At 65.9% G+C, this 25,818-nt stretch carries 30 protein-coding genes; 17 read left to right on the top strand and 13 right to left on the bottom strand.

Translation table 11 applies throughout. The annotated features are described in order from the left end of the window. Window positions 1-9 precede the first annotated feature (9 nt). The gene (locus tag HNS34_RS04880; RefSeq protein ID WP_172318601.1) at window positions 10-297 is read left to right on the top strand and encodes a YggT family protein; all 288 of its coding nucleotides are present in this window, start codon (window positions 10-12) and stop codon (window positions 295-297) included. 133 nt (window positions 298-430) lie between these two features. Here HNS34_RS04880 and HNS34_RS04875 read toward each other — a convergent pair whose 3' ends face one another. Further along, window positions 431-661, bottom strand: a complete 231-nt coding sequence (locus HNS34_RS04875; RefSeq protein ID WP_172318599.1) for a hypothetical protein — start codon at window positions 659-661, stop codon at window positions 431-433. A 162-nt stretch (window positions 662-823) separates the two neighbouring features. On the opposite strand from HNS34_RS04875, the gene HNS34_RS04870 reads away from it, so the two are divergent. The 4 genes from HNS34_RS04870 to HNS34_RS04855 all read left to right on the top strand — a co-directional run bounded on the left by HNS34_RS04870 (window position 824) and on the right by HNS34_RS04855 (window position 3,625). Then, window positions 824-1,546: a sulfotransferase-like domain-containing protein gene (locus tag HNS34_RS04870; protein WP_172318597.1), complete on the top strand. Its 723-nt coding sequence runs from the start codon at window positions 824-826 to the stop codon at window positions 1,544-1,546. 97 nt (window positions 1,547-1,643) lie between these two features. Continuing rightward, window positions 1,644-2,582 (top strand): Hint domain-containing protein, encoded by a 939-nt coding sequence (locus HNS34_RS04865; protein ID WP_172318595.1) that lies wholly within the window; start codon window positions 1,644-1,646, stop codon window positions 2,580-2,582. After that, window positions 2,579-3,094: a toxin-activating lysine-acyltransferase gene (locus HNS34_RS04860; RefSeq protein WP_172318593.1), complete on the top strand. Its 516-nt coding sequence runs from the start codon at window positions 2,579-2,581 to the stop codon at window positions 3,092-3,094. Before HNS34_RS04865 ends, HNS34_RS04860 begins: the two co-directional genes overlap by 4 nt. Before the next feature lie 117 nt (window positions 3,095-3,211). After that, window positions 3,212-3,625, top strand: coding sequence for a DUF7282 domain-containing protein (locus HNS34_RS04855; protein ID WP_172318591.1), 414 nt, complete (start codon window positions 3,212-3,214; stop codon window positions 3,623-3,625). A 54-nt stretch (window positions 3,626-3,679) separates the two neighbouring features. Here HNS34_RS04855 and HNS34_RS04850 read toward each other — a convergent pair whose 3' ends face one another. The 3 genes from HNS34_RS04850 to HNS34_RS04840 form a co-directional block, all read right to left on the bottom strand. Further along, entirely contained in the window at window positions 3,680-3,967 is a 288-nt protein-coding gene (locus HNS34_RS04850) for an SCP2 sterol-binding domain-containing protein (protein WP_172318589.1), read from the bottom strand. An 84-nt stretch (window positions 3,968-4,051) separates the two neighbouring features. After that, the gene (locus HNS34_RS04845; protein WP_172318587.1) at window positions 4,052-4,513 is read right to left on the bottom strand and encodes a GNAT family N-acetyltransferase; all 462 of its coding nucleotides are present in this window, start codon (window positions 4,511-4,513) and stop codon (window positions 4,052-4,054) included. Further along, the gene (locus HNS34_RS04840; RefSeq protein WP_172318585.1) at window positions 4,513-5,736 is read right to left on the bottom strand and encodes an argininosuccinate synthase; all 1,224 of its coding nucleotides are present in this window, start codon (window positions 5,734-5,736) and stop codon (window positions 4,513-4,515) included. Before HNS34_RS04840 ends, HNS34_RS04845 begins: the two co-directional genes overlap by 1 nt. Window positions 5,737-5,815: 79 nt before the next feature. Here HNS34_RS04840 and HNS34_RS04835 point away from each other — a divergent pair, with 79 nt between their 5' ends. Continuing rightward, window positions 5,816-6,556, top strand: coding sequence for a hypothetical protein (locus HNS34_RS04835; protein ID WP_172318583.1), 741 nt, complete (start codon window positions 5,816-5,818; stop codon window positions 6,554-6,556). Beyond that, window positions 6,553-7,800 carry a threonine ammonia-lyase IlvA gene (gene ilvA, locus HNS34_RS04830; RefSeq protein WP_172318581.1) on the top strand — a complete coding sequence of 416 codons (1,248 nt, stop codon included), beginning with the start codon at window positions 6,553-6,555 and terminating at the stop codon, window positions 7,798-7,800. Before HNS34_RS04835 ends, ilvA begins: the two co-directional genes overlap by 4 nt. An 11-nt stretch (window positions 7,801-7,811) precedes the next feature. On the opposite strand, the gene HNS34_RS04825 is transcribed toward ilvA, so the two are convergent. Continuing rightward, window positions 7,812-8,132, bottom strand: coding sequence for an Hpt domain-containing protein (locus HNS34_RS04825; RefSeq protein WP_172318579.1), 321 nt, complete (start codon window positions 8,130-8,132; stop codon window positions 7,812-7,814). A 207-nt stretch (window positions 8,133-8,339) separates the two neighbouring features. Between HNS34_RS04825 and HNS34_RS04820 the strand changes: the two genes are divergently transcribed. Beyond that, on the top strand, window positions 8,340-9,575 hold the full coding sequence (locus tag HNS34_RS04820; protein WP_172318577.1) for a PP2C family protein-serine/threonine phosphatase: 1,236 nt from the start codon (window positions 8,340-8,342) through the stop codon (window positions 9,573-9,575). On the opposite strand, the gene HNS34_RS04815 is transcribed toward HNS34_RS04820, so the two are convergent. Beyond that, window positions 9,553-10,002 carry an NUDIX domain-containing protein gene (locus HNS34_RS04815; RefSeq protein ID WP_172318575.1) on the bottom strand — a complete coding sequence of 150 codons (450 nt, stop codon included), beginning with the start codon at window positions 10,000-10,002 and terminating at the stop codon, window positions 9,553-9,555. The genes HNS34_RS04820 and HNS34_RS04815 overlap by 23 nt on opposite strands. A 93-nt stretch (window positions 10,003-10,095) precedes the next feature. On the opposite strand from HNS34_RS04815, the gene hslO reads away from it, so the two are divergent. The 9 genes from hslO to HNS34_RS04770 are packed head-to-tail and all read left to right on the top strand — an operon-like array spanning window position 10,096 to window position 19,656. After that, window positions 10,096-11,088, top strand: a complete 993-nt coding sequence (hslO, locus tag HNS34_RS04810) for an Hsp33 family molecular chaperone HslO (RefSeq protein ID WP_172318573.1) — start codon at window positions 10,096-10,098, stop codon at window positions 11,086-11,088. After that, entirely contained in the window at window positions 11,081-11,674 is a 594-nt protein-coding gene (locus HNS34_RS04805; RefSeq protein ID WP_172318897.1) for a CoA pyrophosphatase, read from the top strand. The genes hslO and HNS34_RS04805 overlap by 8 nt, the downstream gene beginning before the upstream one ends. After that, window positions 11,671-12,825 carry a CCA tRNA nucleotidyltransferase gene (locus HNS34_RS04800; RefSeq protein ID WP_172318571.1) on the top strand — a complete coding sequence of 385 codons (1,155 nt, stop codon included), beginning with the start codon at window positions 11,671-11,673 and terminating at the stop codon, window positions 12,823-12,825. Before HNS34_RS04805 ends, HNS34_RS04800 begins: the two co-directional genes overlap by 4 nt. Window positions 12,826-12,858: 33 nt before the next feature. Further along, the gene (locus HNS34_RS04795; protein WP_172318569.1) at window positions 12,859-13,437 is read left to right on the top strand and encodes a LysE family translocator; all 579 of its coding nucleotides are present in this window, start codon (window positions 12,859-12,861) and stop codon (window positions 13,435-13,437) included. 47 nt (window positions 13,438-13,484) lie between these two features. Continuing rightward, window positions 13,485-15,326 carry an ABC transporter ATP-binding protein gene (locus HNS34_RS04790; protein WP_172318567.1) on the top strand — a complete coding sequence of 614 codons (1,842 nt, stop codon included), beginning with the start codon at window positions 13,485-13,487 and terminating at the stop codon, window positions 15,324-15,326. Continuing rightward, entirely contained in the window at window positions 15,323-17,158 is a 1,836-nt protein-coding gene (locus tag HNS34_RS04785) for an ABC transporter ATP-binding protein (protein WP_172318565.1), read from the top strand. The genes HNS34_RS04790 and HNS34_RS04785 overlap by 4 nt, the downstream gene beginning before the upstream one ends. Before the next feature lie 12 nt (window positions 17,159-17,170). Continuing rightward, a complete protein-coding gene (locus HNS34_RS04780) occupies window positions 17,171-17,593 on the top strand; it encodes a VOC family protein (protein ID WP_172318563.1) in 423 nt (140 codons plus the stop codon). Between the two features lie 42 nt (window positions 17,594-17,635). Continuing rightward, entirely contained in the window at window positions 17,636-18,862 is a 1,227-nt protein-coding gene (locus tag HNS34_RS04775; protein WP_172318561.1) for a class I SAM-dependent RNA methyltransferase, read from the top strand. Between the two features lie 20 nt (window positions 18,863-18,882). Next, the gene (locus HNS34_RS04770) at window positions 18,883-19,656 is read left to right on the top strand and encodes an ion transporter (protein WP_172318559.1); all 774 of its coding nucleotides are present in this window, start codon (window positions 18,883-18,885) and stop codon (window positions 19,654-19,656) included. Window positions 19,657-19,665: 9 nt separating this feature from the next. On the opposite strand, the gene dxs is transcribed toward HNS34_RS04770, so the two are convergent. The 7 genes from dxs to HNS34_RS04735 are packed head-to-tail and all read right to left on the bottom strand — an operon-like array spanning window position 19,666 to window position 25,810. After that, window positions 19,666-21,591 (bottom strand): 1-deoxy-D-xylulose-5-phosphate synthase, encoded by a 1,926-nt coding sequence (gene dxs / locus HNS34_RS04765; RefSeq protein ID WP_172318557.1) that lies wholly within the window; start codon window positions 21,589-21,591, stop codon window positions 19,666-19,668. Window positions 21,592-21,610: 19 nt separating this feature from the next. Continuing rightward, a complete protein-coding gene (locus HNS34_RS04760) occupies window positions 21,611-22,477 on the bottom strand; it encodes a polyprenyl synthetase family protein (RefSeq protein ID WP_407925851.1) in 867 nt (288 codons plus the stop codon). A 4-nt stretch (window positions 22,478-22,481) separates the two neighbouring features. After that, window positions 22,482-22,727, bottom strand: a complete 246-nt coding sequence (locus HNS34_RS04755) for an exodeoxyribonuclease VII small subunit (RefSeq protein WP_172318553.1) — start codon at window positions 22,725-22,727, stop codon at window positions 22,482-22,484. Continuing rightward, window positions 22,724-23,662 carry a histone deacetylase family protein gene (locus tag HNS34_RS04750; RefSeq protein WP_172318551.1) on the bottom strand — a complete coding sequence of 313 codons (939 nt, stop codon included), beginning with the start codon at window positions 23,660-23,662 and terminating at the stop codon, window positions 22,724-22,726. The genes HNS34_RS04755 and HNS34_RS04750 overlap by 4 nt, the downstream gene beginning before the upstream one ends. Further along, window positions 23,659-24,588: a histone deacetylase family protein gene (locus tag HNS34_RS04745; RefSeq protein WP_407925852.1), complete on the bottom strand. Its 930-nt coding sequence runs from the start codon at window positions 24,586-24,588 to the stop codon at window positions 23,659-23,661. Before HNS34_RS04745 ends, HNS34_RS04750 begins: the two co-directional genes overlap by 4 nt. After that, window positions 24,585-25,298: a response regulator gene (locus tag HNS34_RS04740; protein ID WP_172318547.1), complete on the bottom strand. Its 714-nt coding sequence runs from the start codon at window positions 25,296-25,298 to the stop codon at window positions 24,585-24,587. The genes HNS34_RS04745 and HNS34_RS04740 overlap by 4 nt, the downstream gene beginning before the upstream one ends. After that, window positions 25,295-25,810: a MarR family winged helix-turn-helix transcriptional regulator gene (locus HNS34_RS04735; protein WP_172318545.1), complete on the bottom strand. Its 516-nt coding sequence runs from the start codon at window positions 25,808-25,810 to the stop codon at window positions 25,295-25,297. The genes HNS34_RS04740 and HNS34_RS04735 overlap by 4 nt, the downstream gene beginning before the upstream one ends. Window positions 25,811-25,818 lie beyond the last annotated feature (8 nt).

The raw sequence follows: 25,818 nt of genomic DNA, 5'->3' as shown, positions 1-25,818 counted from the left end.
AGCGCGCCCATGTATTCGATCTACCAGATTCTCCTGATGCTGCTCCAGGTCGCCAAGTTCATCATCCTGGCCCATATCATCATGAGCTGGCTGATTACCTTCGGCGTGCTGAACATGCGCCAGCCCGTGGTGGTGCAGATCTGGACCGGGCTGAACAGGTTGCTTGAGCCGGTCTATGGCCCGATCCGCCGCACCCTGCCCAATATGGGCGGCATCGACCTGGCGCCGCTCATCGTGATCCTGGGCATCTTCGCCGCCGAGATCGTGCTGCGCAACAACGTGGCCGTGTTCCTCTAAGGCCCGAGTCGGCCATCACACACAATCGCGCTTCCCTTTCATTTTGCTGAAAATACCTCGGGGAGCGCGAGGGGTTGACCCCTCGCATCGGTCGGATTGCGCAGCAATTCGAACCCATGAAGAAATCACGCCCTCAATGATCGCCCGCAACCGGCACGGCATCGCCCCAGAGCTCGGCCACCACCCCGACCACACCCGGCACCGATTTGAAATCGCTCTCGACGCACAGGAAACAGCCGCCCGCGACGGCCGTGCCGCGTATCTCCCCGGCATGGGCGCGGCTGCCATGGACAATGACGCCGAGCACGATGGCAAGGCCCAGCGCGGTTGTCCTGACCTTCTCTTTGATGCGAATGCGCGGCATGACGAACCTCCCGTTTCAGCGCTCTCGCCCCATCCTGCGGGCGGCGCATCTTGAAACACAACGCAAACCCGTGTGAGATCACGCGCGGGTGATCCGACGCGAGGACGCGGGCCACCCGCGTATGCACGGGGGGTGCATCGGGGGGTGTACAGGGGGTGCATCATGAAAATCGCCATGTGGAGCGGGCCGAGGAACCTTTCGACCGCGATGATGTATGCCTTCGCCGCACGCGGCGATTGCGCGGTCTGGGACGAGCCTTTCTACGCCGCCTATCTCAAGGAAAGCGGCTCGGATCACCCCTTGGCGGACGAGATCATCGCCGCCCATGAAAGCGACCCCGACAAGGTCGCCGCGCGCTGCGCCGGGCCGGTGCCCGAGGGCAAAAAACATCATTATATGAAGCAGATGCCGCATCACATGCTGGACGGATTCCCGATGGATTGGGCCGCGAACTGCACCCATGTCCACCTGATCCGCCACCCCGCCCGCGTCATCGCCTCCTATGGTGCGAAACGGGGCAACGCGACGCTGGAAGACCTCGGATTTCCGCAACAGGTGGCGCTTTTCGACCGGCTCGGCGGCATCGTCATCGACAGCCATGACATCCGCGCCAACCCACGGAAAATGCTGCAAGAACTCTGCGCCGCGATCGGTCTCGATTTCACCGGGAAAATGCTGGAATGGCCCGCCGGTGGCCACGCCAGCGACGGCATCTGGGCCAGGCACTGGTATGGCGCGATCCATGCCAGCACGGGCTTTGCCGGAGCCGAGGGCGCGCTGCCGGACCTGACCGGCGCGGATGCTGCCCTCCTGGCCCGCGCCATGCCCTGCTACGACCACCTGCGCCGTCACGCGCTGCTTTCCGCCGCACCCGACCCCGTTTGACGCCGGTTGCCTTTCAAACGCCAGATTTCTGTGATGAACTGCCCCCAATGACCGCAAAATCGCGGCACTCGTGCAGTCGAAGACTTACAGGCGTATCATGGGTTACAATATTGCAGATGTCAGTGGCAACGCCACCGGCGGCCCCAATGATTGGGGCCTCACGCTCGATCTGAGCGATCCCTCCGCGACCACGATCAGCGGCGATTTCGACGTCGTCTCGCTCACCTCCGGCAACAGCCAGGGCGAAGCGACCGGCGGCTACAGCTTTTCCGCCTTCAATACAACGGCTTGGGGCACGCTCAGCTTCAACACGGTGACGGGCGAATACACCTTCACCGTGGACCGTTCGGCAGTCATCCAGTCTGGCAGCGACCAGGTGGTCAGCTTCACCATCGTGGGCACGAGCGGCGGCAATTCCGACGATGACACGGTCACGATCAACATCCTGATCTGTGTCGCACGCGGCACCATGATCGACACGCCCGAGGGCCCGGTGGCCGTTGAAACCCTGGCCACGGGCGATCTTGTCCGCACCCTGGACGGCCCGCCGCAGCGGGTGCGCTGGATCGGCTCGCGCAGGCTGGACCGCGCGGCGCTTGCGGCCGACCCCAGCCTGCGCCCGGTTCGCATCGCACAGGATGCTTTCGGCCCCGCACGGCCCGCCCGCGACCTTGTGGTTTCGCCGCAGCACCGGATCTACCTGGATGACTGGCGCGCCGATCTGCTGTTCGGCGAGGCGCAGGTGCTTGCCCCCGCCAAGGGGCTGGTCAACGATCACTCGATCCGCGTCGATACCCAGGCGGAGGAGGTCGAATATTTCCACCTGCTCTTCGACAATCACGAGGTCATCTACACCGAGAACACCCCCACCGAGAGCTTCCATCCCGGCGATTACACGCTCTGCGGCCTCGAAGACGACGTGCGCGAGGAACTGTTCGCCCTCTTCCCCACCTTGCAATCGGACGCAGACCGCCCGCCCGTCACCCGCCCCGCCCTCAAGGTCTGGGAGGCGGCGATGCTGGCGGACGCGTCATGAACGCCCGGACCGACACCACCGGCGCAACGCTGCCGCCACTGGAACGCCCCTCGCGCGACAAGCTGGGGGTTTATGGCGATGTGATGTTCCTGGCCTTCCGGTCACCACGCCACACGCGGATGCAGGTCAGCCTGCTGCGGACCTATTTCGAACCGGCGATCGAGCTTGGCCAGTTTCGTATCTTCCGGTTCGACGACGTGCCGCGCGGCATGTTCACCTGGGGCTGGCTGAACGGCGAGGCCGAGGAAAAGATGATCACCGGCGAGGCGCTTGAGCCGGAGGATTGGCAATCGGGCGACCGTCTGTGGATCATCGACCTGATCGCGCCCTACAAGGGGCTGACCGCCTCGATGGTGCGCTGGATCATGCAGCGCGGCAATTTCAGCGAGGATCAGTTCTGGTTCCGCCGCGTCGCCGACGACAACAGCACCAGCCGCATCGTCCATATCGACTTTGACCGCACACGGCTGTCGCGCGTCATGGGCGAGGAGGAGTTTCTGCGCGGGCACTGACGCGCGCGCCAAGGCCCAAAAAAAATCCGGCGCCGGTGAAACTCTCTCCGCGGCTCTTTCGTGTCTGCCTGTATCGCACGCCCTGAATGCGTGCCTTACAGACACGGGAGATCAACCATGAAGACCATTATCGCAACCACCGCCCTTTGCCTGTCCGCCGCCGCAGCCTTTGCCGCGGCCCACGCGATGGCGCCCGCCGTCACCGCGTCGGATCAGGATACCTCGGGCGGCACCGTTTCCGCCGATAGCGTGATCGCGCCCGCCAATGGCTGGCTGGTCGTCCACCGCACCGACGCAGAGATGGCCCCCGGCCCCGTCGTCGGCCACGCGCCGCTTGGCGAAGGCGAAAACATGGATGTCACCGCGATCCTGACCGAGGACGTTGCCTCGGGCGACATGCTGATGCTGATGGTTCACGGCGAGGATGGCGGCATGTCGACCGGCGTTTTCGAGTATACCCTCGGCGCCTCGGAAGACGGCCCGATCCGTCAGGACGGCGACCTTGTGATGGCCACGATCACGGCCGAATAAGCCCCCACCCTGGTTCGGCTGTCTTGGCCCGCGTCGTCCCGGCGCGGGCCTTTTTCATGCCTTCAGAAGCTGCCCCAGTTTCAGCGCGACGGTTGCATCGCCCGAGACCTTCAGCTTGCCCATCATCACGCCCGTCATCGGGTTGAGCTTGCCGAAGATCAGCTTTTGCAGGTTCTCGCGGCTGATGCTCAGGGTGCAGTCGGTCGGGGCATCCTCAAGCGACACGGTCTTGTCGGCGATGACGATCACGCCATCCGCGCCGCAATCGAATTTCAGGCTGTCGGTAAAGCTGCTGGTGGACAGGCCGCGCCCGATCAGCGCGGATATTTCGGTAAGGGTCATGGGTGGCATGGGCTTCCTTCGCGGGGTTGCATCAGTGAGCGCCGCGCGCGGCCCCGCGTCAATGATGACGTTGCGGCGAAGGGCTCACAGGTCGCGCGACAGGACGATCTCATCCTCGATGATCTTGCCCGTCCGCCGGAACCCTGCCGCCTCATACATGGCGATAGCGCTGTTATCGGCCTGCACCACCGACAGGGCAATGCGCGGCAAGCCCCAGTCGCGGCCCTGCCCGATGGCCAGGTCCAGCGCGGCACGGCCATGGCCCTTGCCTTGATACTCCGCCCCGATCATCAGCCGCCAGATATAGGCGGCATCGGGGTCTTCGCCCTCTTCCATGCCGCCCGCCTCATGCGGGTGGATCATGGCCATGAGACCAACGGCAGTGTCGCCCTCCCAGAGGCCCCAGACATGCGAGCCCGCCTCATAGGCCGCCTGCGCCAATGTGATTTCGTTCGGCGCGACCAGACCCGCCTGATCCTCGGCCACCTTCAGCCGGAAGAGCGCGCGCAGGTGGTCCTTCTCGACCCTGCGGCGCTCCAGCGCCATCACTCCACCCGCCGCTTGCGGGCCGCCAGCAGTTTCAGGCGCAGCGCGTTCAACTGGATGAAGCCCGCCGCGTCCTTCTGGTCATAGGCGCCCGCGTCATCCTCAAACGTCACATGCGCCTCGGAATAGAGCGAGTAGTCGGACCAGCGGCCCACGGTGCGCGCCTGCCCCTTGTAGAGCTTGAGCCGCACCGTGCCGGTCACGTAAGCTTGGCTCGCGTCGATCGCGGCTTGCAGCATCTCGCGCTCGGGGCTGAACCAGAAGCCGTTATAGATCAGCTCGGCGTATTTCGGCATCAGCTCATCCTTCAGATGCATCGCGCCGCGATCCATGGTGATGCTCTCGATCCCGCGATGCGCCTCAAGCAGCAACGTGCCGCCCGGCGTCTCATAGATGCCGCGTGACTTCATGCCGACAAAGCGCCCCTCGACCAGGTCCAGCCGCCCGCAGCCATGCTTGCCGCCAAGCTCGTTCAGCTTGGTGAGGATCGTCGCGGGGCTCATCGCCTCGCCGTTGATGCTGACGGCATCGCCCTTCTCGAACCCGATCTCGACATATTCGGGGGTGTCGGGCGCGTCCTCGGGATGCACGGTGCGCTGATAGACGTAATCGGGCGCATCGACGGCGGGGTCTTCCAGCACCTTGCCCTCGGACGAGGTGTGCAGAAGGTTCGCATCGACGGAAAACGGCGCCTCGCCGCGCTTGTCCTTGGCAATGGGGATCTGGTTCTTCTCGGCGAAATCCAGCAGCTTGGTGCGGCTGGACAGGTCCCATTCCCGCCACGGCGCGATCACCTTGATATCAGGGTTGAGCGCATAGGCCGCCAGTTCGAACCGCACCTGGTCATTGCCCTTGCCGGTCGCGCCATGCGCCACCGCGTCGGCGCCGTGTTCAGCGGCCAGTTCCACCAACCGCTTGGAGATCAGCGGCCGCGCGATGGAGGTGCCGAGCAGGTACTGCCCTTCATAAACCGCATTGGCGCGGAACATCGGGAAGACGAAATCGCGCACGAATTCCTCGCGCACATCCTCGATATGGATATTCTCGCGCTTGATCCCCAGAAGCTCGGCTTTCTCGCGCGCCGGATCAAGCTCCTCGCCCTGGCCCAGATCGGCGGTAAAGGTAATGACCTCGCAGCCATATTCCGTCTGCAGCCATTTCAGGATGATCGACGTATCGAGGCCACCGGAATAGGCAAGGACGACTTTCTTGGGCGCGGACATTTCAGGCACTCCGGGAATATGAGATTGACCGCGCGGGCGATACCGGGTTTTCAGGGGGGAAGCAAGGAGGGCGACGGCGATGGATGATGGCTACAAGATGTTGCAGCATGTGGTGCGGCAGGTGTTCGGCAACCTCGGGCAGGCGGTTCGGCTGACCCTGTTCCTGACGGCGGCCCCGATGCTGCTGCTGGTCTGGCTTTCGGCGCAGACGGTGCCGGGCCCCGACGGAATGCCGATGCCGGAATATCCCGGTTTCATATTCCTGGTCTCGATCCTCAACCTGATCCTCTCGGCCTGGGCCGCGGTCGGCTGGCACCGTTTTGTCCTGCGCGAGGAATACGGGGCCGGCATCGTGCCGCAATGGCACGGGCAGAACGTGAAATCCTATATCGGGCGGCTGATCATCCTGGTGCTGGTGATGATCCTGATCGTTCTGGCCATCGGCATCGCGTCCGGGGCCTTGATCCTGGCCACGCAATCGGTGCTGGTGATCTGGTTCGTCGCCATCGGTATCGCTATGGGCATTTCCTGGGTCGCGGTGCGGATCGGGCTGATCCTGCCCGCCGCCGCATTGGGCGAGAAGATGCGGATCGCGGAATCCTGGCAGGCGACCAAGCCCGTCTCGACCGATATCCTGGTGCCGATCGTGATCATCGCCATTTCCATCACTGTCCTCAGCGGCGCGGTCGAGGCGATCTTCGGCAGCACGCTGGTCGGGCTGGTGCTGGTGGCCGGGGTCTACTGGATCCAGATCCTGCTGAACCTGTCGCTGATGACGACCGTCTACGGAATGCAGATCGAGGGCCGGTCCCTGTCATGACGGGGTTCGCCGGAAATGTGCGCCGCGCCACGGACGCGATGCGCGACCTCTTTCCGCCCACGCCGCTTCTGCGCAACGCCTTCCTGTCGGAGAGGTTCGGGGCCGAGATCTGGCTCAAGCGCGAGGATCTGTCGCCGGTGCGCAGCTACAAGATCCGTGGTGCCTTCAACGCGATGGCCAAGCATCTGGCCGCGCATCCGGATCAGGACAGCTTTGTCTGCGCCAGTGCGGGAAACCACGCGCAGGGGGTGGCCTATGTCTGCCGCCACCTGAACCGGCATGGCACCATCTTCATGCCGGTCACGACACCCAAACAGAAGATCGCCAAGACGCAGGTCTTCGGCGGCGACGCCATCGAGATCCGGCTGGTCGGTGACTATTTCGACGACACGCTGGCCGCCGCGCAGGAGTTCTGCGCCACCAGCGGCGCGCATTTTCTGTCGCCCTTCGACGATCTCGACGTGATGGAGGGGCAAGCCTCGGTCGCGGTGGAACTGATCGAACAGCTGGGGTCGGCCCCGGACCGTCTGGTGCTGCCGGTCGGCGGCGGCGGGCTGTCCTCGGGCGTCACCGCCTACCTGGCCGGGATCGGCGCGCCCACGCGGCTGAAGCTGGTGGAGCCCGCCGGCGGGGCCAGCCTGAGCGCAGCCTTGAAGGCCGGCGAACCCGTCACCCTGCCGCGCGTTGACAATTTCGTCGATGGCGCGGCGGTGGCCCGGATCGGCGACACGCCCTTCGAGGTCTTGCGTCAGACCGATCCCGGCGATGTGCTGATCGCGCCCGAAAACCGCATCTGCGTCACCATCCAGGAAATGCTGAATATCGAGGGCATCGTGCTGGAACCGGCAGGCGCGCTGACCATCGACGCGCTGGTTGATCTGGGCGCGGTGATCCAGGGCCAGACCATTGTCTGCGTCACCTCGGGCGGGAATTTCGATTTCGAGCGCCTGCCAGAGGTCGCGGAACGCGCGATGCGCTACCGGGGGGTAAAGAAATACTTCATCCTGCGCCTGCCGCAACGCCCCGGCGCGCTCAAGGATTTTCTGGCGCTTCTGGGGCCGGATCAGGATATCGCCCGGTTCGAATACCTCAAGAAATCGGCGCGCAATTTCGGCTCGGTCCTGATCGGGATCGAATCCGGCGCGCCGGAGAGCTTCGACACGCTGTTCGCGCAGATGACCGAGCGCGGCTTTGCCTATCGCGACATCACCGAAGATGAGGTTCTGGCGGAGTTCATGATATAGGCCGCCAGCCTCTACGCCGCCTGCGCGGGCAGATCATCCGCCGCCGCCTCGACCGAGGTATGGAAGAGCGCGACGAGCGCCGCTATATCGACCGCGTCCCCCGCCTGGCACTGTTTTTCCGCCTCGCTGCAGGCCGCGGCGAACCCGGCAAACCCCAGGTTGGAGGCCGACCCGCGCAGCCCGTGAAACGCCGCGGGCGTCACCAGGAGGGGGTTCGCGGCCAGCGCATCCAGGGTTTCGGTCATTTCCTCCAGGAAAATCTCGGCCACCTCCTCAAAATCCTCGTCGCCGATCTCATGCTTCAATTCGGCCAATCGGGCTCGATCAATCATGTCACCCTCCTAATGTATCGCCGCCCTCCAAGGCGCAGCCTAGGGTTGCATAGCTTAACAGGGTCTTGCCGCGACAGCGGTGTTTGGTTCGGATTTTATCATTCACGAGGGCTTAAGACATATCGGGCAACAAGAACCGACATGGTAGTCAAGGGGCCAGACGTGCCGGACGATGCGATTCAGATCAGACCCGTAGACCGGCCGCCCATGCAGGCGGGTCCGGCGCATGTCCTGGTGCTGGATGACAGTCGCGCGCAACGGCGGCTACTGGCCACGCTCTTGCGCAGATGGGGCCATCCCGTCACCGTCTGCGAAACCCCCGGCGACGCGCTTGAGGCGCTGACCGATCATTCCATCTCCATCATCCTGACCGACTGGATGATGCCCGGCATGACCGGCCCCGAATTTACCCGTGCCTTCCGCCGAACCCCGCGCGAAGGCTATGCCTATGTCATCTTGCTCACCTCCAAGTCGGAAAAGGCCGAGATTGCGCATGGCCTGGATGCGGGGGCCGATGATTTCGTGTCCAAGCCCGTCGATCCGCATGAATTGCGCGCCCGGATGCGGGCCGGGATCCGCATCATCGAGATGCAGCGCGAACTGGTCTGGCAGAACCAGCGCGTGCGCAGCACCCTGGCCGAGATCCGGGGGCTCTATGACGCGCTGGACCGCGACCTGCTGGAGGCGAAACGCCTGCAGGACACGCTGGTGCGGGAACGGTTCCGGCAATTCGACACCGGCTCGATCGCGCTGACCCTGCGTTCCAGCGGCCATGTCGGCGGCGATCTGATCGGGTTCTTTCCCATCGACGCGACCCGGATCGGCCTCTTCTCGCTGGACGTCTCGGGCCATGGCGTGACCTCGGCGCTGCTGGCGGCGCGCATGGCGGCCCTTCTGGGAACGGCGGCACCGGAGCAGAACGTCGCAATGGTGCAGAAACGCGGCGGGGCCTGGGACGCGCTGCCACCCGACCGGGTCGCCGCCAAGCTGAACCGCATGATGTTCGAGGAGATCGAGACCGACCTCTATTTCACCCTCGCGCTGGCCTATCTGGACCTGACCACGGGCGCCGTCCAGATGGTGCAGGCGGGCCATCCGCATCCGGCGGTCCTGCGCCCAGGTGGCGCGGTCACCTGGGTCGGGGAAGGCGGGATGCCCATCGGCCTGCTGGAAGAGGCGCAGTTCGACAGCGTCACCTTCCACCTTGAACCCGGCGACCGGCTGATGCTCTATTCCGACGGCATCACCGAATGCGAGAACCGCGCGGGCGAGGAATTTGGCGAGGATGGGCTGGCGGCCCTCCTGCGCCGGACCGCCGAGGATCAGGGCGAGGCGTTGCTGGAGACCATCGTCACGGCTGTGCAGGACTTTTCCGGTCGGACCGAATTTGCCGACGATGTCTCGCTGGTCGCGTTCGATTTCACAGGCCCATCCGCCGCCTGACCTGCGCCACGAAATACCGGTCGCCCTCGACGCCAAGCCTCTCTTCCGCGACATGCCAGGGCAGGAAGACAGGGATATGGCCGGGTTCGGACGGGACCGCCACGCGCGGGCCGATCTGCGCCAGGTAGACATGGCATTGCTTCTGCGCCCAGATCTCGTAATCCGGCATAAAGGTGAACCGGTGGAACATACCCAACCGGCGCGGGGCGTGGATGCGGTATCCGGTCTCCTCCAGCACCTCGCGATGCAGGGCGCGCACCGCGCTTTCGCCGGGGTCGACGCCACCACCGGGCAGTTGCAGCTCGGGCGTCGGACGCTCCTGGAACGTCGCCAGAATCCCATCGCCCGCCAGCACGATCGCATAGGCCCCCATGCGGGGGCAGTAGTAGCGGTCTGGGTCCGGTTTGGGGCCGAAGCGGCGGTTCATCTCGGGCGTGTCTTGTCAGGCTCGGGGTTGGCAAGGCGCTTGCCCCGCATATATGGGCGCGGTATGCCAGCGCGCGCCGCGGAAGGAAAGCCGATGACCACAGCCATGAAACTCGCCTGGGACGATACCGTCCTGCCGTTCCAGCTGGACCGGTCCGACATTCGTGGCCGGGTCGCGCGGCTGGACGGCACCATCGACCAGATCCTGTCGCAGCACGACTATCCGCGCGGCGTCGAAAGCATGGTCGCCGAGATGGCGCTGCTGACGGCCCTCATCGGCCAGACCATCAAGCTGCGCTGGAAACTGTCCCTGCAAGTGCGCGGCGACGGCCCGCTGCGCATCCTGGCGACCGACATCTATGCGCCGTCTGAACCCGGCGGCAAGGCGCGGATCCGGGGCTATGCCAGCTATGACGCCGAGACCTTCGATGCGGATGCGGACCCGTTTGCCCAGATCGGCACGGGGTATTTCGCGATCCTGATCGACCAGGGCAAGGGGATGGAGCCCTACCAGGGCATCACGCCGCTGTCGGGTGGCTCGCTGGCCGCCTGCGCCGAGGCCTATTTCGCCCAATCCGAGCAACTGCCGACCCGCTTTGCGCTGTCCTATGGCCACAGCTCGGAACCCGGTGGCGTCACCGGCTGGCGCGCGGGCGGCGTGATGCTGCAGCACATGCCCAAGGCCAGTCCGCATGTGACCGGTGAAGGCGGCTCGGGCGAGGCCGGGCTGCTGACGGCGGAGGATATCCTGACCGACGATGAATCCGAGAACTGGACCCGCGCCAACCTGCTGCTGGACACGGTCGAGGATCTGGAGCTGATCGGGCCGAGCGTCGCACCGACCGACCTGCTGTTGCGGCTTTTCCACGAGGAAGGGCCGCGTGTCTTCGACGCCCTGCCCGTGCAGTTCGGCTGCACCTGTTCCGCCGATCGCGTGCGCCAGTCGATGTCGATCTATTCGGCCAAGGATATCGGCCACATGACCACGGATGAGGGCACGGTGACCGCCGATTGCCAGTTCTGCGGCGCGCATTACGTGTTCGACCCGAAAACGCTCGGCTTCGAGGCGGAAAAGCCCGCTGACTGACCTGGCCCGCATAACCGAGGTGCTGTCGGGGCCTGCCCCGGCCTCCTCGGATTATGACCTGAATCCGGACGTGCTGCTGCCCGCGGGGCGCAAGCTGCGGCAGGCGGCGGTGCTGATGGCGGTCATGGGCGAGGGGGCAGAGGCGCGGGTGATCCTGACGCAGCGCGCCTCGACCCTGAAACACCACCCCGGCCAGATCGCCTTTCCCGGCGGCAAGATCGACGCGGGCGATGCGGATGCGACCGCCGCCGCCCTGCGCGAGGCGTGGGAGGAGGTGGGGCTGGACCCCGCCAATGTCGACATCCTCGGCCCCCTGCCGCCCCATGAAACCGTGACCAGCTACACCGTCACCCCAATCGTGGGCCGGGTCCGCGCACCGTTTGAACCGGTTTCTGAACCCGGTGAAGTGGCCGAGGTCTTCACCGTGCCGCTCACCTTCCTGATGGCGCCCGCGAATTACCGGGTCGAGAAACGCCGCTGGCAGGGCAAATGGCGCGCCTATTACGTGGTGCCCTATGGCCCCTATTACATCTGGGGCGCGACCGCGCGAATGCTGAAGGGCCTCGCTGATCGGGTGGGATCATGAAGTTGGAGGCGGATTGGTTGACCCGTCCCGCGACCCAGGCGCTCTGTGCGGCGCTTGAGGGGGCGGGGTTTCACGCGCTCTTCGTGGGCGGTTGCGTGCGCGACGGAATCATCGGGCGGAGCGTCTCGGATATCGACATCGCCACCGATGCGCGGCCCGAGCGGGTGATGGGGGTCACGCAGGCGGCCGGCATGAAACCCGTCCCGACCGGCATCGACCACGGCACCGTGACGGTTGTGGCCGGGGGCTTTCCGCATGAGGTCACCACCTTCCGCCGCGACGTCGAGACCGATGGCCGCCGCGCGGTTGTCGCCTTCTCGGAGAGGGTCGAGGAAGACGCCGAGCGCCGCGATTTCACCATCAACGCGCTCTATGCCGATGCCCGCGGGCAAGTGCTGGACCCGCTTGGCCAGGGCCTGCCCGACCTTGAGGCGCGCCGGGTGCGCTTTATCGGCGATCCACGTGACCGGATCGAGGAAGACTACCTGCGCATCCTGCGCTTCTTCCGCTTCCACGCCCATTATGCCGATCCCGCCGGAGGGTTGGACGCCGAGGGCCTCGCAGCCTGCGCCGGGATGGCCGAGGGGCTGGACGGGTTGTCGCGCGAACGGGTGGGGGCCGAGATGGTCAAGCTGCTGTCCGCCCCCGATCCCGCGCCAGCCGTCGCCGCGATGACGCAGGCGGGTATCCTGGCGCGCGTGTTGCCGGGGGCGGATGCGACCGCGCTGCCGGTGCTGGTGCATCTGGAGGGTCAACATGGGCTGTCTCCCGACCCGGTCCGGCGACTGGCGTTGATCGGGGGAGAGAACGCGACGGACGCGCTGCGCCTCAGCAAATCGCAGGCATCGTGCATCGCCAACCGCCGCGCGCGGATCGGGGATGTGGCGGGCGCGGGCGCGCTTGGCTATCACCTCGGCGACCAGGCGGGGCGCGACGTGGTGCTGTTGCGCGCGGCCCTGTTCGGAACCGGTGTGACGCAGGCCGATCTGGACGCCGTCGCACATGGTGCCGCGCAGACCCTGCCGATCCGCGCCGCCGATCTACAGGCCAAGGGGCTCTCTGGCCCCGCACTGGGGGAAGCCCTGCGCGCGGCGGAGGCACGCTGGATCGCCTCGGGCTTTACCCTCACCAAACCCGATTTGCTGGCTTGACAGAGTAGCCCCCGCGCCCTCCATGTCGCGCGCATGGATCCGCTCTATCCCTTTGTCTTTGCCGGGCTGTTTTCCCCCGGTCCCAATGTCATCCTGATCACCGCCTCGGGCGCGCGGTTCGGCTTTCGCGCCACCCTGCCCCATGTCGCGGGCGTGGCCTTTGGCGTGGGCATCACGGCGGGGCTGACCGGGCTTGGTATCGGCGCGCTGCTGGCGGCGCGTCCGGGGCTGACCCTGACCCTCAAGATTGCCGCTGCGGCGTGGATCCTGTTCATGGCCTGGCAATTGCTGAACGCCTCGCGGCTGAAGGCGAAGCGGTCGCGCGAGCGCCCCTTCACCTTCATCGAAGCGGTCTTGTTCCAGTGGGTCAATCCCAAGGTCTGGGCCGTGGCGATGGCGGCGGCGGCGGGCTATGGCGCGGGGCTTGGGCCTTGGGTGGACGCGCAGCGTCTTGCCAGTGCCTTCTCGGGCCTCAACCTCTTCGTCTGCCTGTTCTGGAGCTTCGCCGGCACGCTGCTGGCGCTGCTGCTGACCACACCGGCAGCCTGGGCCGTTTTCCGCACCGTGATGGCCACCGCCCTCGCCGCCTCGGCCCTCATGGTCTTCCTGTAGCACGCGCGCTATATCTTCCGTCTGAACCCCAATTCCTGGTCAGCCCCATGTTTCGTTTCTTCGAAAATATGGTCGATCCCTTCACCGACTACGCGGAAGAGGATCAGCCCCCGCGCAAGATCGGCCCGTTTCTCTGGGCCTATTCGCAGCCGTTCAAGAAGGTCTTTGCGCTCACCGCGCTCATGTCTGTCGTGGTGGCGGCGCTGGAGCTGTGGCTGATCGCCTATATGGGCCGCCTGGTCGACATCCTGAGCGGCCTCAGCCCGGACACCGTGTTGTCGGAATACGGGTGGGAATTGCTGGCCGTCGCCATCTTCATCCTGTTCATCCGGCCAATCATCCAATGGCTGGACGTGGCCCTTCTGAACAATGCGATCATCGTCAATTTCGGCACGCTGATCCGCTGGCGCGCGCATCGCCATGTGCTGCGCCAATCCGTGGGCTGGTTCGAGAACGACTTTGCCGGACGGCTGGCCAACCGGATCATGCAGACGCCGCCCGCCGCGGGGGACGCCATTTTCCAGGTCTTCGACGCGATCACCTTTTCGCTGGCCTACCTGGTGGGGGCTGCCCTGCTGCTCTTCGATGCGGATCCGCGCCTCGTGATCCCGCTGCTGGTCTGGTTCGTCCTCTACGCGATCCTTGTCCGCTGGACGATGATCCGCGTCGGCCCCGCCTCCAAGGCCAGTTCCGACGCGCGCTCGGAGGTCACAGGGCGGGTGGTCGACAGCTACACCAATATCCATTCGGTCAAGCTCTTCGCGCATCACGATGATGAGCTGAATTACGCCCGCGAAGCCATCGAGCACACCCGCCGCACCTTCGCCAACGAGATGCGCATCTACACGACGATGGATGTCGCCCTGACCGCGCTGAACGGCTTTCTGGTCGTGGCCGTCGTCGGGTGGGGCGTGTGGCTGTGGATGCAGGGCACGGCCAGCGTCGGCATCGTCGCCGCCGCCACCGCGCTGACGCTGCGGCTGAATGCGATGACCGGCTGGATCATGTGGGCGCTCAGCACCTTCTTCCGCTCTCTCGGCGTCGTGTCCGAGGGGATGGAGACCATCGCGCAACCCATTGAGCTGATCGACCGGCCCGGAGCCTTTGAACTTGACCTGACCAAGGGCGAGATTGAGATCAGCGGCCTCAGCCACCATTACGGGCGTGAAAGCGGAGGCCTTCAGAACCTCAACCTGACCATTGCGGCAGGCGAAAAGGTCGGCGTCATCGGGCGCTCCGGCGCGGGGAAATCCACGCTGGTGAAACTGCTCTTGCGCTTCTACGACGCCGAGACCGGACGCATCCTGATCGACGGGCAGGACATCGCGGAGGTGACGCAGGACAGCCTGCGCCGTCAGATCGGCATGGTCCAGCAGGACAGCTCGCTTTTGCATCGCTCGGTGCGTGAAAACATCCTCTACGGTCGCCCCGACGCGAGTGAAGCGGAGATGATCGACGCCGCCAAGCGGGCCGAGGCGCATGATTTCATCCTCGATCTGGCCGACCCCGAGGGGCGGCAGGGATATGACGCGCAGGTCGGCGAACGCGGCGTGAAACTGTCGGGCGGGCAACGGCAGCGCGTGACGCTGGCGCGCGTGATCCTGAAGGACGCGCCGATCCTTGTGCTGGACGAGGCGACAAGCGCGCTGGACTCTGAGGTCGAAGCCGCCATTCAGGACACGCTTTACGGCGTGATGGAGGGCAAGACCGTGATCGCCATCGCGCATCGCCTGTCCACCATCGCCCATATGGACCGGATCGTCGTGCTGGAGGATGGCCGCGTGGCCGAGGAAGGCACGCATGCGGAGCTTTTGGCGCAGAACGGCCTCTATGCCGGGTTCTGGGCGCGGCAATCGGGCGGGTTCATCGGCACCGAGGCCGCCGAATGAACCGCCTCGCCAACCTCATCGACGCCTTCCGCCCGGCGGATGGCCCGCCCCCCGACACGCTCGGCGCGTTCATCTACTGGTGCCTCAAGGGGGCGTGGCCGGTCTTGATCATGGCGGGGCTGGTCTCGGCCATCGCGGGCATTTCCGAGGTTCTGTCGGCGCTGCTCCTGGGTCTCATCATCGACGCCGCCAGCACCGGCCAGCCCGACACGATATTTCAGGCCGAATGGCCCCTCCTTCTGGCCGCGCTCGGGTTCTTCTTGGCTCTGCGCCCGCTGGCCTTCGCGGCGTCATCCGCGGCCTCGGCGCTGGTGGTGCAGCCCAATGTGCATGTGCTGGTTCTGGCGCGGCTCAACCGGCACACGCTTGGCCAGGCGGTGACCTTCTTCGACAACGATTTCGCTGGCCGCATCGCGCAGAAACAGATGCAGACCTCGGGCGCGGTCACCAATGTGGTGGTGGAATTCGTCAATGTCGTCGCCTTCGCGCTGGCCTCGCTCATCGGCTCGTTGATCCTGCTGATCTCGATCGACATGCGGATGGCCGTGGCGCTGGTCGTCTGGCTCGCGGCCTATTTCGCGCTCATCCGCTGGTTCATGCCGCGTGTGCGCAAACTGTCCAAGGCGCGGGCGGGCAGCCGTGCCGCCGTGTCCGGGCAGGTCGTGGACACGATCACCAATATCAAGACCGTCAAGCTCTTCGCGCATCACGATTTCGAGGATCGCTCGGCCCTCGATGCGATGGCCAATTTCCGTCAGAAGGCAATCGGGTTCGGGCGCATCTCGGCCCTCTTCCGGCTCTCGCTGATGACGGTGGCGGGCGCGCTGCCGGTGATCCTGATTGGCGGCACGCTCTGGCTCTGGTCGCTCGGTCTCGCCTCGACGGGCGAGATCGCGACCACCGGGGCCATCGCCATCCGCATCGCGCAGATGACGGGTTGGGTCAGTTTCGTGCTGATGGCGATCTATTCCCATATCGGCGAGATCGAGGACGGGATGCACACGCTTTCACCTGCCCATGCCCTGACCGACCGTGACAGCGCGCTGGAGGTCGAGCGGGCCAAGGGACGCATCCGCTTCGATGAGGTAAGCTTCGCCTATGGCGGCGATACGGGCGGCATTGTCGATCTGTCGCTGGACGTGAAACCGGGCGAGAAACTGGGCATCGTCGGGGCGTCGGGCGCGGGCAAGTCCACCCTCGTGGCGCTGCTGCTCAGGCTCTACGACACCGAGGGCGGGCGCGTGATGCTGGACGAGACGGATGTGCGCGACCTGACGCAGGAAAGCCTGCGCCGCCAGATCTCGATGGTCACGCAGGAAACCGCGATGTTCAATCGATCCGCGCGCGACAACATCCTCTACGGGCGCCCCGGCGCAGCGGAAGACGAGATGGTCGATGCCGCCCGCCGCGCCGAGGCGCATGAGTTCATCCTGGACCTTCGCGACCATACCGGGCGGCGCGGCTATGACGCCCATCTTGGCGAACGCGGCGTGAAACTCTCGGGTGGACAGCGCCAGCGCATTGCCCTGGCCCGCGCCTTTCTGAAAGATGCGCCAGTGCTTGTGCTGGACGAGGCGACATCGGCGCTGGACAGCGAAGTCGAGGCCGCGATCCAGGACACGCTGGCGCAGGTGATGGAGGGCAAGACCGTCATCGCCATCGCACACCGCCTGTCCACGATCTCCGCCATGGACCGGATCGTAGTGATGGATGCGGGCCGCATCGTCGAGGACGGCACGCATGACGAATTGCTGGCGCGGAACGGCCTTTATGCGCGCTACTGGAACCGGCAATCGGGCGGCTTCATCGGGATTGACGAGGCCGCCGAATAGGAGCGTGAGGCGATGGATCTGGAAACAATCTCAGCCGAGGCGTTCGGGCGCAGCCTGACAGGGCTCGGCGTCAACCTGCTGAGCCCGGATGTGGGGGCGTTGGCCAGGTTCCTGACCGAGGTTTTCGGCCTCACCGCGCATCGCGTGTCAGAGGATTTCGCCATTGTCCGGCATGGGCAGATGATGATGCAGCTGCACGCCGACGCCACCTATGGTGCGCATCCCCTGCTCGGGCTGGTGCCGGAAATGCCGCCGCGTGGCGGGGGCTTGCAACTCTACCTCTTCGGGATCGACCCCGACGCCGCCATCGCAAGGGCCGAGGCGCGCGGCGATGTGGTGCTGGAGCCCGTCCGCGACAAGCCGCACGGGCTGCGCGAGGGCACCGTGCTCAGCCCCGAAGGCTATGCCTTCAGCCCCGCGATCCCAAGCGGTTGAACCATCTTTCGCGCGCGCCGGTTTGCAGATATGGCGGGGGCCATGACGGATCACGTAATCGAGCGGCTCGGCCACAAGGGCGACGGTATCACCGGCGACGGCCTGCGGGTCGCACTGACCCTACCGGGCGAGGTCGTATCCGGCGTGCCCGAGAATGGCCGCATCACCGACCCGCGCATCGTGGCCCCCTCGCCCGACCGTGTCCGCGCGCCCTGCGCCCATTTCCGCAGTTGCGGCGGCTGCGCGTTGCAACACGCCTCGGATGATTTCGTGCCCCGCTGGAAGGCGCAGGTGGTCGAAACGGCGCTTGCCGCGCAGGGCATTGTCGCGCCCTTCCGCCCCATCCACACGTCACCGCCGCGCACCCGCCGCCGCGCCACGCTGGCCGGTCGGCGCACCAAGAAGGGCGCGCTGGTCGGGTTTCACGCCCGCCGTTCGGACACCATCGTGCCGATCACGGAATGCCACGTGCTGCATCCCGATCTTCTGGCGCTGGTCCCGGTGTTGGAGGAAGTCACCCGCCTCGGTGCCTCGCGCAACGCGGTGCTGGCCTTCGCGCTGACCCGGTCCGAGGCCGGCGTCGATTGCACCGTCACGGGCGGCAAACCGCTGGATGAGGCGCTGCGCCTTGCCCTGCCCCGCTTCGTGCCGCATTTCGCGCGGCTCACCTGGGGGGATGAGACCGTCTTCACCGCCAGCCCGCCCGCGCAGCGTTTCGGCCCCGCGCAGGTGATCCCGCCACCTGGGGCCTTCCTGCAAGCCACCCCGGATGGTGAGGCCGCGCTGGTCTCTGCGATGCAGGAGGCCGTGGGCGAGGCGCGTCATGTCGCCGACCTCTTCGCCGGGTGCGGCACCTTCACCCTGCCGCTGGCGCAAACCGCCGCCGTTCATGCCGTCGAAGGGGCCGCCGACCTGACCGAGGCGCTCGACCACGCCACGCGCCACGCGACGGGGTTGAAACCGATCACGTTTGAAACCCGCGACCTCTTCCGCCGCCCGCTGCTGCCCGATGAGCTGACCCGCTTCGATGCGGTCCTCCTCGACCCGCCCCGCGCCGGGGCCGAGACACAGGTTGCGCAGATCGCCGAAGCCGGCGTGCCGCGCATCGCCTATGCCTCCTGCAACCCGGTGACGTTCGCCCGCGACGCCAAGGCGCTTTGCGAGGCAGGATACCGGATCGACTGGGTCCAGGTCATCGACCAGTTCCGCTGGAGCCCGCATGTGGAGCTTGCAGCCCAAATCAGCCGCGCCCATATCAGCGCGGCATGACCCTCCCCCCGGAGCCTTGAATGAACAGGACAGCGCTGGCCAACTGGCTGAACCGCCCCGAAATCCGCTATGGCATCATCGGTGTCATCGTGCTGAACGCGGTGGTCCTGGGGCTGGAAACCTCGCCCGCGATCATGGACCGCGTCGGGCCGCTGATCATCGCGATCGACCGGGCCTGCCTGACGATATTCGTCATCGAGCTTGTGCTGAAATTCATCGCCCACGGGCGGAATTACTTCCGCAACGGCTGGGACCTCTTCGATACGGTCATCGTCGCGATTGCGCTGGTTCCGGCGGGGCAGGGCCTGTCGGTGCTGCGCGCGCTGCGCATCCTGCGGGTGCTGCGCGTGATCTCGGTCGCCCCCCGCCTGCGCCGCGTCGTCGAGGGTTTCGTGACCGCCCTGCCGGGAATGGGCAGCGTCTTCGTCCTGATGGGGATCATCTTCTATATCGGCGCGGTGATGGCGACCAAGCTTTTCGGCGCCGCCTTTCCCGACTGGTTCGGCTCCATCGGCGCATCGCTCTACACGCTCTTTCAGATCATGACGCTGGAAAGCTGGTCGATGGGCATCGTGCGCCCGGTGCTGGAGGTCTACCCCCATGCCTGGGTCTTCTTCGTGCCCTTCATCATGGTCACGACCTTCGCGGTGGTGAACCTGCTGGTGGGCCTGATCGTGAACTCGATGCAGGATGCCCATGCCGAGGAAAGCAACGCGGCCACGGATTCCTACCGTGACGAGGTAGTGGAGCGGTTGAAGGCCATCGAGGCGAGGCTGGACGCGCGGGGGCAGTAGACCCGCGCCCTACGCCCTCCGGCCCAGGGATGCCACGCCCAACACATCCAGCACCTTTGCCTCGATATGTTCGGCATTCATCGCGGCCACGGCATACATGTCTGCCGGACTGGCCTGGTCGATGAACACGTCCGGCAACACCATGGACCGGTATTTCAGCCCCCGGTCGAACACCGCGTTCTCGGCAAGCAGCTGCGCCACATGGCTGCCGAAACCGCCGATCGCGCCTTCCTCGATGGTGATCAGGGCCTCGTGATGGGCGGCCAGTTGCAGCATCATGTCCGAATCCAGAGGCTTGGCAAAGCGCGCGTCCACGATGGTCGGCGTGATCCCCTTCTGCATCAGACCCTCGACGGCCTTCTGCACTTCGGACAGCCGCGTCCCGAAGGAAAGCAGCGCCACCCGGTTGCCTTCGGCGATCATGCGCGCGCGCCCGATCTTCAGCGGCACGCCCCGTTCAGGCATATCGACACCCACGCCCTCACCGCGCGGATAGCGGAAGGCGATGGGGCCGTCGTCATGCGCGGCGGCGGTGGCGACCATGTGGATCAGCTCGGCCTCGTCAGCGGCGGCCATGACGGTGAAACCGGGCAGGTTTGAGAGGTAGGCGACATCGTAGCTGCCGGCATGGGTCGCGCCATCGGCACCCACCAGCCCGGCCCGGTCGATGGCAAAGCGCACGGGCAAGCGCTGGATTGCCACGTCATGCACGACCTGATCGTAGCCGCGTTGCAGGAAGGTCGAATAGATCGCGGCAAAGGGCTTCATCCCGCCCGCCGCCAGCGCGGCGCAGAAGGTCACCGCGTGCTGCTCGGCGATGCCGACATCAAAGCAGCGTTTGGGAAACCGCTCTCCGAACAGGTCCAGCCCGGTGCCATCGGGCATCGCCGCGGTCACCGCGACGATCTTGTCATCGGCCTCGGCCTCACGGATCAGGGCCTTGGCGAATGTCTTGGTGTAGCTCGGTGCATTCGAAGGGGCCTTGCGCTGGTCGCCGGTCGCCACGTCGAAGGGCGCAGAGGCATGGCCCTTGTCGGGGCGGTGTTCGGCGTGTTTGTAGCCCTTGCCCTTCTTGGTGATCGCATGGATCAGGATCGGCCCGTCGGCGCGGGCCTTGACGGTGCGCAGGACGGACAGAAGCTGCTCCATGTCATGCCCGTCGATGGGGCCGACATAGGAGAACCCCAGTTCCTCGAACAGCGTCCCGCCCACGGTGGCCGATTTCAGCAATTCCTTGGCCCTTCGCGCGCCCTCCTGAAAGGGCGGCGGCAGCAGCGAGACGGCCCCCTTGGCGGCGGCCTTCAACTCCTGGTACGGCGCACCGGCATAGAGCCGCGAGAGGTAGGAGGACATCGCCCCCGTCGGCGGCGCGATCGACATCTCGTTGTCGTTCAGGATCACGATCAGGCGCTTGCCCAGGTGACCGGCATTGTTCATCGCCTCATAGGCCATGCCGCCCGAGAGCGCACCGTCGCCGATCACGGCAATCGCGTCGCCCGCGCCGGTATCGGGCACGCCGCCAAGATCGCGCGCCACGGCAAAGCCGAGCGCGGCGGAAATCGAGGTCGAGCTATGGGCCGCGCCGAACGGATCATAGGGCGACTCGGACCGCTTGGTGAAGCCCGACAGCCCATCCTTCTTGCGCAGTGTCGGCATCAGATCGCGCCGCCCGGTCAGGATCTTGTGGGGGTAGCATTGGTGGCTGACATCCCAGACCAGCTTGTCACGCGGCGTGTCGAAGATCGCGTGCAGCGCCACGGTCAGTTCGACCACGCCAAGCCCCGCGCCCAGATGGCCGCCGGTCTGGCTGACGGCGTGAATGGTCTCGGCGCGCAGCTCATCGGCCACGCGGCGCAGGTCCATATCGCTGAGGCCCCGCAGATCGGCGGGGGAGGCGATGCGGTCCAGGTGGGGCGTGGCGGGGCGTTGGCTCATCGGGCCGGTCTCCAAGGGTCTAGGTATCGCGCGCGATAACGAAGCGCGCGAGATCCTGCAAGGTTCCCGCCGCAGCGCCATAAGGCTGCAGCGCGGCCTCGGCCTCATCGACCAGCGATTGCGCCCGCGCCTTGGCGGCATCCAGCCCAAGCAGCGACACGAAGGTCGCCTTGCCTGCCTCGGCATCCTTTTGCAGCCGTTTCCCGGCCTTCGTCGGATCGCCTTCTACATCCAAGATGTCGTCGGCGATCTGAAAAGCAAGCCCAATCGCCCGCGCGTAGTGCCGCAGGGGGGCGGCATCGGCCCGGCCCAGGATCGCCCCGGCATGGGCCGGCCATTCCAGCAGCGCGCCGGTCTTGTTGGCCTGGAGCGTGGTGATCTGCTCCAGCGTCAGCGGGGTCGCGGCGGTTTCGGCGGCGATGTCCTGGCTTTGTCCCAGAACCATGCCGCGCGGGCCTGCGGCACGGGCCAGCGTGGCCATCAACTCAGCCCGTTGGTCGGCATCTCCCGTCACGGAATCGGCCAGCAATTCAAAGGCAAAGCTCTGCAACGCGTCACCCACCAGGACCGCCGTCGCCTCGTCCCATTTCCGGTGAACGGTCGGCTGCCCCCGGCGCAGGTCGTCGTCATCCATGCAGGGCAGGTCGTCATGCACGAGGGAATAGGCGTGGATACATTCCACCGCGCCCGCCGCCTGCATCGCGGCGTCCCGGTTCACACCGAACAGCGCCGCGCTTTCCAGCACCAGGAACCCGCGCAGCCGCTTGCCGCCGGCGCTGGCATAGCGCATCCCCTCGACGATCCGGTCCCGCCCAAGCGCGCCGATCCGCGTGGCCAGAAACGCCCCGATCGCGTCTTGGGTGGATGTCAGCTTTGCCTGGAACAAGGGGTCAGAGCCCCTCGACCGGCTTGGCCCCATTGGGCTGCCCGTCGGCGTCCAGCGTGATCTGCGCGACCTTTTCCTCGGCCTCCTTCAGCTTCGCTTCGCAGCGCGCCTTGAGCTTGGCCCCGCGCTCATAGAGCGAGATCGAATCCTCCAGCGCCACATCGCCCTTGTCCAGCGCGTTGACCACCTGTTCCAATTCGCGGATGGCCTCTTCAAAGCTCATCTCGTCGATCTTCGTCTCATTGCTCATCCGGCTCGCTCCGTCAAAACCCTCACATGTGCCGCGACCGATGCGGCCAGCGCGTCCAGATCATAGCCGCCTTCGAGAGTCGAGACCACGCGACCGTTGCAATGCGTATCGGCAATGTCACAAAGGCCCTGCGTGAGCCACGTGTAATCCGCCTCGTGCCAGGTGAGATCGGCCAGCGGATCGGCGGCATGGGCGTCGAACCCCGCCGAGATCAGCAGCAATTCCGGCGCAAAATCATGCAGGCGGGGGAACACCAGCCGCTCATAGGCTTCGCGCATCTCGATCCCGCCTGTTCCGGGGGCCAGCGGCACGTTCAGCACGTTCTCATGCGCGCCGGTCTCGGACGGATAACCGGTATCGGGCCACAGCGGCATCTGGTGCGAGGTGACGGTCAGCACGCGCGGCTCATCCCAAAGCAGAGCCTGCGTGCCATTGCCGTGATGCACGTCGAAATCCACGATGGCGACGCGGGACAGGCCGTGTCGGTCCAGCGCATGACGCGCCGCCAGCGCCACGTTGCCGAGAAAACAGAACCCCATCGCCAGCGCCTGTTTGGCGTGATGGCCGGGGGGACGGATGGCGGCGAAAGCGTTGCGCGCCGCGCCCGACATGACCAGATCGACACCCATCTGCGCCGCCCCCACGGCGTGCAGGATCGCGGGGAGGGAGGTCAGGCAAAGCGCGGTTTCACTGTCTGTGTCGGCGTCCAGCAGGACAAAGCCGTCGCCCGGAATGCTGGCCTTGATCCGCGCCACATAGGCGGCGTCATGCAACGTGGTAATGCTCGCCTCCTCCGCCAGGGGGGGCTCGTGACGCTCCAGCGGCAGACCCTCCAACGCGCGCAGCACATAGGCCAGGCGGGCGGGCTGTTCCTCGACATGGGCGGGCGTGACATGCGCCAGGAAATCGGCGTGCGTGATCAGCGCGGTGGTCATTGCTCCATCAGCACGCTGACATGCGCCGCCACCGCCTCGGCCAGCGCGTCCAGGTCGTATCCGCCCTCAAGCGAGGACACCACGCGACCGCCGCATACCCGGTCGGCCACCGCGCAGATCTTGCGGGTGAGCCAGACGAAATCTTCAGTCGTCCAATTGAGGTTCGCCAAGGGGTCATCGGCATGGGCATCGAAACCCGCCGAGATCAGGATCAGGTCGGGGGCGAACGCCTCCAACCTCGGCAGGATGCGATTGGCGTAGACCTCCCGCATTGCATCGCTTCCGCTTCCCGGTGCCAGTGGCACGTTCATGATATTATTCGCCGCGCCGCGCTCGCTGGCCGACCCGGTGCCGGGGAAAAGCGGCATCTGATGGCTGGAGATGAACAGCGCGCGATCCTCCTCCCACAGCAGATCCTGCGTGCCATTGCCGTGATGCACGTCGAAATCGACCACCGCGACGCGCGAAGCCCCGAGCCTGTCCAGCGCGTGTTTCGCCGCAATCGCGACATTGCCGAACAGGCAGAACCCCATGGCGCGGGTCTTTTCGGCGTGGTGGCCGGGGGGACGCGTGCCGACAAAGGCGTTCTTCACCTCGCCCGCCATCACCGCATCGACGGCGGCGATGCAGCCGCCGACCCCGCAGAGCGCCGCCTCCAGCGTGGCGGGTGACATGCTGGTATCGGGATCGAGGCTGATCATCCCCTTGCTCGGCGCGACGCGCCGGATCCCTTCAAGATAGGCGCGCGGATGGGCCAGCATGATGTCCGCCTCCCCGGCCATCGGGGCATGGTGCATGTCCAGCGCAAAGAACCCTGGCCCCTCCAGGGCCGCGTTGACCCGCTCCAAACGGGCGATCTGCTCGGGGTGGCCTGCGGGCATCTCGTGTTCTGCGCCCGCCACGTTCTTCATCCAGATTGTCATCAGTCAGGTGCCAGCATATATCCCGCGCCCCGCACGGTCTGCAGGTAGCGCGGCTGTTTCGGGTCAGCCTCGATCTTGCGCCGAAGCCGGGTGATCTGCACATCGACGGCGCGTTCCTGGCTCTGCGCCGGGCCGCCGCCCTTGTCTCGGCCCAGATCCTCGACCAGCTGCGCGCGGCTGACCGGTTCATTCGGGCAGCCCGCGAAAATCCGCATCAATGCCGCCTCGGTCGCGGTCAGGCGGATCGGCTCAGAGCCGTGCCACATCTCACCGCGTTCCAGGTCATAGCGGATCGGCCCGAGGTTCAGCATGTTCGGCGTACCCTGCGGCTCCGCCACGGCGGGCATCCGGCGCAGGATCGCGTTGATCCTGAGCAGCAGTTCCTTGGGCTCGAACGGCTTGGGCAGGTAATCGTCGGCCCCGGCCTCCAACCCGCCGATCCGGTCGCTGGCCTCGCCGCGCGCCGTCAGCAGCAGGATCGGCGTCATGATCTCTTCGCGCAGGGATTTGGTCAGGCTGATGCCGTCTTCACCCGGCATCATCACGTCCAGCACGATCAGGTCAAACTCCAACCCCTCGACCAGCCGCCTGGCATGGGCCGCGTCGCGCGCGGCGGTCGTCAGGAAGCCGTGCCGGACAAGGAATTTCTGCAACAGCCCGCGGATGCGCTCGTCGTCATCGACAATCAGCAGATGGGCGGAAGGGTCGCTCATGTCTCACCTCCCGGTCCGGCCCTGAACTGGCGACGCAACTCGGGGTCCATCATCGCCTCAAGCACGGTGCGGAACCCCGCGACCGCCTCGGGGCCTGCCGCCCGGAACGCCGCCCGCATCCGGGCCCGCTGCGCGTCTGACAATTCGCGCTCCAGCGCGATCCCCTCCTCGGTCAGGTAAAGGTGGCGTTCGCGCTTGTCATGCGTACCAACCCGGCTTTCGACGAGGCCATCCTGCACCAGCGTCCGCAGGACACGGTTGAGCGATTGCTTGGTGACCCCCAGGATGGTCAGCAGGTTGTTCACCGTGGTGCCGGGGCTGCGGTTGATGAAGTGGATCGCCCGGTGATGCGCCCGGCCATAGGCGTAATCCTGCAGGATCTTGTCGGGATCGGCGGTGAAGCCGCGATAGGCGAAGAACATCGCCTCGATTCCGCGCCTGAGTTGTTCGTCGGTCAGGAACAGCAGCCCCTCGCCGCTGAACACCGCGTTTGCAGCCCCTCTTTCGGCCATATCCGGAT

It is taken from the genome of Alterinioella nitratireducens (assembly GCF_013155465.1).
Taxonomy (GTDB): Bacteria; Pseudomonadota; Alphaproteobacteria; order Rhodobacterales; family Rhodobacteraceae; genus Alterinioella; species Alterinioella nitratireducens.
This window is presented reverse-complemented; position numbering and strand designations above follow the sequence as displayed.